Origin of the sequence: Shewanella sp. (assembly GCF_051658185.1) — a bacterium.
GTDB lineage: Bacteria > Pseudomonadota > Gammaproteobacteria > Enterobacterales > Shewanellaceae > Shewanella.
In genome coordinates this window covers 1-7,337 of the sequence record NZ_JBOFMC010000364.1, presented here as the reverse complement: position 1 = coordinate 7,337, position 7,337 = coordinate 1, and the positions used below count along the sequence as shown (strand labels likewise).

Sequence of the window (7,337 nt, the reverse complement as noted above, 5' to 3'; positions counted from 1 at the left end):
AACGTAGTGCGCGCAAGCTGTTTAGCGATAGATTTAAGGGCGCTGATATTGGTCATTGACGCCATGTAACACCCCTTTAGCGTGGATGCACGCTAACCAGCGAAATGATCTCACGGTTAGCCTTGAATTGTTCTTCTAGTGCGGTTTTTTGTGCCATGCGATCTAAGCGTGTTGGGGTTCTGGACGTGTCCATTTTCCCCGCCGATTCGACGCGCGCTACTCGGTCATCGTTATCCATGGCGATAAGGCACTCAAGGTAATTAATGATCATGCCAGCAATGCGATTAGGCACATGTAAATCAGGCTTGTCGGCGTAGTAGGCAAGGTTTACAAAGTATTCGACCGCCAGCGGATAGACGGCTTTCGGCTCGTTGATATACAGGATAATGTTACCTTCGTCATCGTCGGACATATCGCAGATCACAAAGTCCCCCAGCGCATCAACAGCGCTCGATAGCGCAAGGCAGGACTCCGGCATGACATATAAGCCGCCATCCTGCACGTCGCCAGCTAATACCCGCTGTTTGCGGGTACACCCTGCTAGATCCTGATAGGCCGTTAATGCTTGCATCAAGAACGCTTGCACTTCTTCCGGTTTGGTCAGAAGCACGGGGAAGCGGTCTACCGCATTTTTCGTTATATCAGCGATTCTCACAGGGCGGCTCCCATTACAGATCTAAGAAGTTGTAGCGGATAGTGATCGACGGCTTAACTAGCGCTGCCGTATCTTCCGTGCTCAACTCGATAGCATCACAACGCATCTTACAATCGAGCAATTGCATTAACTGGCCTTTGCCAGTGCCTGCCGATTCGCTCTTAAGTGCGATAGTAATATCTACCATTTTTTTCTCTTTGATGATGTTGCGCAGGTCATTGATCATCACGCCTTTGATTGTCTCCACGCACATCACGGTAATTTCACCGCTGTTTTCCAGTGCGCCGGATTGCACAAATAGCAGACCCATTGCGCCGTAATCCTCAACATCAGAACGTCCCATAGCGGGGATCTGCGTAGAGCGACACAACACCGTCCAATCTGGATAGCCTGTAACGTTCATTTCAAATTCAAACGCCTGTGCCTTTTCGCCCAGCGCTTTGTTTTTGTTGTAGTGGGTTTTTAGTAAGCCTAAATTACCCTTGGTATTGCTATGTCCAGCCATAATTTACCCCTAGTTTTTAAGTGTATAACGACGCAATCGCTGATTTGTTGGTCATCCTGTCCATGGTGATCGATAGTTGAACCGTGTTGCGCGTCATATAGCCATTCCGGTCTTTTGGAACGTCTAATTCGCTACTTATGTCCTTTATCTGGCACCGTGGCAAAATCAATCGACGACCTATGTTGACTTCGCACGTTTGCGGGATAGAGCCAAGGCCGACCCAATCCTCCGACAATTGCGGCGAGGCCATCATTTCAAGGTGCATGATTGCATCGTTTACTTCCTCTTTCGCATTTTCAAAGGCTTTTAGGTAGATCGGCAATGTGATCTCATGGGGTGAAATGCCTTCCCAAACCAACGCAGTATTCATCATGGTTTTAGTGGTTTCACCTGTTTTGACCTGAGCAACATCAGCGGCTTTGTCATACGCGCCGCCGCCAGCTTGCCCCACCGTGTCGCCCTCAAACGGGCTTTGCCACATTGAGGAAAGCTGTTTGCTTGCTCCATCACCGATATAGCCAACAACGGTCACGTCCCCTTGCTTGATAAACACTTTGAGATAGCTACTCACGCCATCAGCGCGGCACATTCCGTATGTTGGCATTACCTACCCCTTACCTTATAAGCCTGACGCTTTGCGGCGCTTCATTGAGCGGCGGCGCTTGGCTTTGGCGGCCGAGGTATTGGACTTCATGCGCGCTTTCTTAAGTGCGGCACGTTGCGCGCCATTAATGCGCTTTTTGCGTAACGGCTTTTTAATCCATTTCACCTTGCCGCTGCGCACGACTTTTTTCACAGCTTCGAGCATGGCTTCATGCTGGCCAAGGACTGAAAACTGAGCGATTGACTCCATCATCGCTTCATCATCCTCGATAGCCTCAGCCTCAGAGACAGCCACAAACACCTGACGGGCGGCTTTGTCGTCGCCATCTAGCAGTTTTTCAACTAGGCTTTCTTCAATGCCAAGGTATACCAGCGCATCGGCCATGGCATAAATCGCATCTTCATAAAGCGCTTGTTCTTCATCGGTGATTTCGTCGCTTTCTTCGTCAATATCAGCCAGCGCTTGCGCGATTGCATCAAAGTTATCGGCGGTAGGTTCGCCGGACTCTGCCCACTCGATCACAGCGGCCATGGCTTCGCCGCGCTCTAACTGCTCGCCCAGTTCATCCACGGTTTCAAACATGGACTTTGCTTTTGGCTTGTCTTTATCTTCACACGGCTTTTCAGCTTCGACAGATTCAAACAGCGCTTGAGTAATACGGCCTTGGTTATAAAACTTTTCTAAACTCATTTTTGGCTCCCAAAGGGGGCTAAGCCCCCATAAATGAATGGTTCACTTAGCGAATAAGCGCAGGAACACCCAAAATACGACGGCTAGAGCCTGTTACGCAGGCCGCCCAACGCACTTCCCAATAGTCGATAGCAACCTGCACCACTTCGAGCACATAAGGGCTTTCTCCATCATCAGGATCGCGGGGCGCAACCAATGCACCAGAGGCTACATAGGTGTCCAGAATCGAGGTCATACCGCGCAGTAAGCCATCATGCGTGATTGCATCAGGCTCGTGCTTCACCGTGGCGGCAAGGTTCGCAAAGTCGCGACTGATTGCGTCCATCGTAGAGCTGATATGCTGGAACAACAGGTAATCGGCTTTTACGCGAGTGGTGATCGCGTCATCGATCATCAATTGGCCTGTAGGTGATAGGGCAAGCTTGTTGATACGGGCGGCGTACAGCGCTTCGTAATCTGGCTCATCCAAGCCAGCAAACGGCTTAACTTCTTTACGATTGATAATGCCGCGCTCTACACCCGCAGGGCTGTAATGCCAGCCACCCGCGCCGCCCACAGTCACCGCAACGCCTTTAGCCTTGGCCGCAAACGCAATACCGGAAATAGGCCATGATGCCGCAATACCGTAGTAAGGATCTTTGGCAGTGTAGGGGAAGAAATACATCGCTAAGCGTTCATAGTTAAACGCTGACGCCTTCATTTTAGCGACGGCGGCGGCGTAGCTGGACGCGACCACATCCGCAAACATATCAATGCGACGGCCGTTAGCGACTTCGACCAAGCCTTCGATCACCGTGGCATCTTCCAGACCTAAGCCCACGATAGCGGTGAATTGCGATAACGTGCTCCGCAAAATCGCCGTGCCTTTGGCGTAATCGGCCGCTTTCAGTGTGCTATTGTCGCCGCTGGTTGCGCCCACGAATGGCACCTTTTCAACACCTGCAACATCGGTAGGTTCAAAGGCGGCATCACCTTTGGCATAGCGGATCTTGGCGTTAGTGCGGTTAAGCACTTCTTCGATAAATAACGAGTCGCCAAAGTCATCAATAGCCAGCGGATCGCTCGATACTGTCCAGCTTTGATCAAGGTATTCCGCGCCCAGCGAATCTGTTGAGTAGAGGTTCAAGGTAAATTCGTTAGGACGGCCGCCAGTGGCTACCAGTTCAACCGATCTTACCGTGGCGTCGCCGTCTACCGGATAGAGCGCAAACAGTGAATCAGGCGTGACCGGAGGCGTTACACCAAAGGCGCTGGCTGACGCTAACGTGTCGTTAAAGCCTGTTTCTACTGCGACCGCTTTCACGGTTAGGATAGGATACTTGGCATTTTCAGGCGTCACGCGCACAACATAACCGTCACCGCCGCTTAAGGCTTCATCGAGACAGCGCAACGAGGATGCAAACGGGACGTTAGGACGGAATGGCACGCCTAACACTTGCTGCCAGTTTTGCTTAGTCACGCGCAGCAGCTCAAAGGGCTGGCCTTTGCTACTGACAACCAGACCCGCAAACACGCTAGTACCACCCGCGCCACCCGCTTGATTGGTTGCCGAGGCGTTGATCGGCGCAACACCGATAGCCGCCACATTACCGATAGAAAATGGAATTTGACTCATTATTTTGTCGCTCCCTTAGTTGTTTTGGCGGCCTTAGCCGTAGGTTTTGCCACTGGCTCGTTTTCCGCTTCGCTAACCACAGATACAGGCTCTGCCGCTAGCGGCGTAGGCGCTAACGCCTCATCGAGCAAGCGTTGCAGCTCTGCTTTTTCGGCCGTTAAGGTGTTAATCAGAATGCTTTGTTCTGCTAACGTGGCGCTGTTTAGCGCGTTAATCTCTGTGAGCTGTTGCACTTCCACCTTGAGATCAGCGTTATCTTTACGCAGCGTCGCCAGCTCGTTAGTTACTAAGCCTTGGCCTGTTGAAGTCATGCCTTTTACCGACACATCGAGCGCCGGAATACCACTGGCCGCGATCACTAAGTTGTTAGCGCGGTCAAATGGCACGTCCTTTTGCTCTACCTTGTCGTTCTTAGGAATAACAAGCCCCAACACCTCAAACGCTTCCGTTTTAGAGGTGTTAGCGATCGTTAAATCAACTAATTTCATATTTGTTCACCCATGGAAACGAGGCCGCGATCAGCGAGTGAGCGCGGCCATCATTATTAGTTAAGGGAAATGGTCACTTTGCGGAAATACTTGTAGCCAGCGCGCGGGGAAATATCACCAAAGCTCAATTCCCACAGGGTATCGCGGCTAAATAGCGCGGGTAGCGTGCCATGCTTATACATGGTCGCCGGAACCGCATCACCCGCCAGCAAGCCAGCTTGTGAGTATTCCTGACCACGGGCATAACAAAGAATGTCATTTTTGCCCAAGGTCGCGCCTGCAATTTCGATTTCGAATGGCACTTCGTAGACTTTCCACTTGCCGAATAACAGGCCGCAGTAATGCACTTTAGGCACTTGGCGATAGTTATCAGGCGTGGTGAAGTACGGCGCGCCTAACGCTTTAAGCATTGACGCAGCACGCGAACCACAGAACATACCGACTAGGCCGCTAGTCTTGGTATCCGCTTGCATGGCTTGAGATAGCACTAATAAATGCTCGTGGACTTCTTCGTATTTCTCTTTGAAGTAAGAGCCAGCAGGCACGGTTAGCGGGATAGTGGTTGTTGGATTCGCCATGGTAGCGATCAACATATCGCGCAGGTTACGCATGTCTTTTTCGTATGCTAATACGTTGCGCTGCGTTTGGGTTTGCAGTGAACGCATGTCGATACCGTACTCACGCTTCATCGCCCAATAGCCCATGATCGTATGTTGCGCAGCGACAATGGATTGGTGCGGCGTAATGGTATACGACAGCATTTCGTGTTGGATCTCTGGTAGCACGGCGTTAGCGTTTTCTACGTCAACATCGTATTGCAACATTAAGCTACCCGCTGCCGCTGGTAAGGCAGGCGTACACTTGAACGCAATGATGCCTTTGGTGTTATCCGCTTCGGCCGCTGGCATGATTGAGTAATCAACGCCGTCGTGCTTGAACTGACCGTAAACGCCATTGTTAACCAGATCTGACGCCACCAGCTTACCATCCAACATCACGCGCACAGATTTACGACGGTATGGGATTTTTTGCGGGTTACAGTTATTAATGACGCCGACTAACGTGGTAGCTGATCCCGCCATTGGCGCGGCTTCATTGTAGATATAGGCAACAAAGGTAGTTGCTGCGCCGTCGCCTTGGACGGGTGACGTGTAAGTCTGTTTTAAGCCTGTGTATTGGCCGTTCCAGAACTCGTCCATTTGCTGACCTTTTTCCATGTCACCAAAGGCAGTACCGGACACGCGCACGATCTCAAACATTTCTGTTTCATCGCGGCCGCCTTGCACAAACGTCGCAGCGTCGTTAGTTGCCGCAGCTAAGGCCACAGGCAGAATAAGCGCGCCTGTTTTAGCGCGGATCTCTACGCCCTCAGACGAACGCATGGTAGTGCCAATGCTTTCAAACATGGGGTTACGGCTTTCGCCTTCATGCCCAACAGAACAAGAAAGCAGGGTTTCAGCACAGGACGCTAGCAATTCATCGCGGGGCGCTTGGCCGTTTTGGTCGATATAATCGCCCATTGCACCTGCCCAAGCGGTAGACACTTGAGTAATGGCTTGTTGGTCGCCCAGCGCTTCAAACATAGGTTCTTTGCTTGCGGCGGTGGCAATGCTATCAGCTAAGGCGCGGGGATCAGTAATGCGCTGACCGCCGTCAAACTGTGCATCAATACATACGTTTCTAACAGCTTTCGCAGTCTGCGAAATTGCCGCAATTCGGTTGTAATACTTTTTCATCGTTTAGATCCTTCATTGGCATCAAAGTTGAGTTGAATGAAGGTCTTGCCGCCTTCATCTCAGGCCGATGTTAAGGACGCGAAAAAAAATCAACGAAAAAGTGGGGGTTTTAGCAAAAAGCTTATAAATAAAGGGTTTCAGGGGGGTGGAGGGGCGTTATAATCCGCTGTATAACACCCATTTTGAGCGCCATTTGAGCGCAAGGAAGCCAAGCAATGAGCCTGCCCAAGTCTGTATTAGTGACCAGTTTTGAGGATTATTTAGATCGAACGTTGCGCGGTGATCAGCTTGTCGTTTTCACGGCCTACAAAGGCACGAAAGATTTTGGGGATAGGTATGTGTTAAGGCCGCATTGCGTGAAGCGCGGCGGGGTAATCGAGCCAAGCGAGTTTTGTGCGATAGCAGAAACGCTAGAAGAATTGCGGCGGTTTTTGCCGTTTGGATATACGAATATTGGGCGAGAAGTACAGGACGATCCCTGTATAGTTGAAACGTGGATTTGATTAAAAAAAGCCGCCTCGATAAAGAGGCGGAAAAGGTTCGCGGTTCACTACACCAAACTAACAACACAACACTAGCGCCAACCTAACGCTAGTTGCGCCACCTTAACGCATTTTTGGCCGCTGGTGGCATTTTTTGGAGGTTTAGCATTGAGATTAGGCCGATATATCAGCATGGCTCACAAAACGATCATGGTCAGAGTACCCAACACGCCCCACCGCAACTTTCACCACAGCCAAGCGGCAAACGCCAAAGCCTATCGTGACCGCCTTTGCCAGCAGCTCGGTATCAAGCTAGACGCGCCAAAAGGCCGGACTCTCACGCAATCCTACGCTAACAAAAACTCAGCCCTACCTCTTGGTGTTTGCATCATCAACAAGCGCAAGGTGTTAGCTGACGGGACAGAGTGCATTTATCGCTACGCGCAAGGGAATATGTTGATCAATGGCAAGCAGCACGCCAAGGCGTTTGGTTTTATCAAATACGGGGAAGGCGAGGCGATAAGGCTTGCTATCGAGTGGCGCAATAGCAAGCAACATGGGT

At 51.0% G+C, this 7,337-nt stretch carries 9 protein-coding genes; 2 read left to right on the top strand and 7 right to left on the bottom strand.

Annotated elements, in window-relative coordinates:
• Window positions 1-76: 76 nt before the first annotated feature.
• Genes ACRCZA_RS13875 through ACRCZA_RS13845 form a run of 7 tightly spaced genes read right to left on the bottom strand, consistent with a single transcriptional unit; the run spans window position 77 to window position 6,293 of the window.
• A complete protein-coding gene (locus tag ACRCZA_RS13875; protein WP_438675002.1) occupies window positions 77-655 on the bottom strand; it encodes a hypothetical protein in 579 nt (192 codons plus the stop codon).
• 13 nt (window positions 656-668) lie between these two features.
• Complete coding sequence (locus ACRCZA_RS13870; RefSeq protein WP_438675001.1) at window positions 669-1,160, bottom strand: hypothetical protein; 492 nt, start codon at window positions 1,158-1,160, stop codon at window positions 669-671.
• A gap of 16 nt (window positions 1,161-1,176) precedes the next feature.
• Window positions 1,177-1,764: a hypothetical protein gene (locus ACRCZA_RS13865; RefSeq protein WP_438675000.1), complete on the bottom strand. Its 588-nt coding sequence runs from the start codon at window positions 1,762-1,764 to the stop codon at window positions 1,177-1,179.
• A 15-nt stretch (window positions 1,765-1,779) separates the two neighbouring features.
• The gene (locus ACRCZA_RS13860) at window positions 1,780-2,454 is read right to left on the bottom strand and encodes a hypothetical protein (protein WP_438674999.1); all 675 of its coding nucleotides are present in this window, start codon (window positions 2,452-2,454) and stop codon (window positions 1,780-1,782) included.
• A 46-nt stretch (window positions 2,455-2,500) separates the two neighbouring features.
• Entirely contained in the window at window positions 2,501-4,069 is a 1,569-nt protein-coding gene (locus ACRCZA_RS13855; protein ID WP_438674998.1) for a hypothetical protein, read from the bottom strand.
• Window positions 4,069-4,557: a hypothetical protein gene (locus ACRCZA_RS13850; RefSeq protein ID WP_438674997.1), complete on the bottom strand. Its 489-nt coding sequence runs from the start codon at window positions 4,555-4,557 to the stop codon at window positions 4,069-4,071. The genes ACRCZA_RS13855 and ACRCZA_RS13850 overlap by 1 nt, the downstream gene beginning before the upstream one ends.
• A 56-nt stretch (window positions 4,558-4,613) precedes the next feature.
• Window positions 4,614-6,293 carry a hypothetical protein gene (locus ACRCZA_RS13845; protein ID WP_438674996.1) on the bottom strand — a complete coding sequence of 560 codons (1,680 nt, stop codon included), beginning with the start codon at window positions 6,291-6,293 and terminating at the stop codon, window positions 4,614-4,616.
• Between the two features lie 215 nt (window positions 6,294-6,508).
• Here ACRCZA_RS13845 and ACRCZA_RS13840 point away from each other — a divergent pair, with 215 nt between their 5' ends.
• Window positions 6,509-6,796 (top strand): hypothetical protein, encoded by a 288-nt coding sequence (locus ACRCZA_RS13840; protein WP_438674995.1) that lies wholly within the window; start codon window positions 6,509-6,511, stop codon window positions 6,794-6,796.
• A 171-nt stretch (window positions 6,797-6,967) separates the two neighbouring features.
• Window positions 6,968-7,337: hypothetical protein (locus tag ACRCZA_RS13835; RefSeq protein WP_438674994.1), on the top strand; the 370-nt coding region annotated here is incomplete at its 3' end.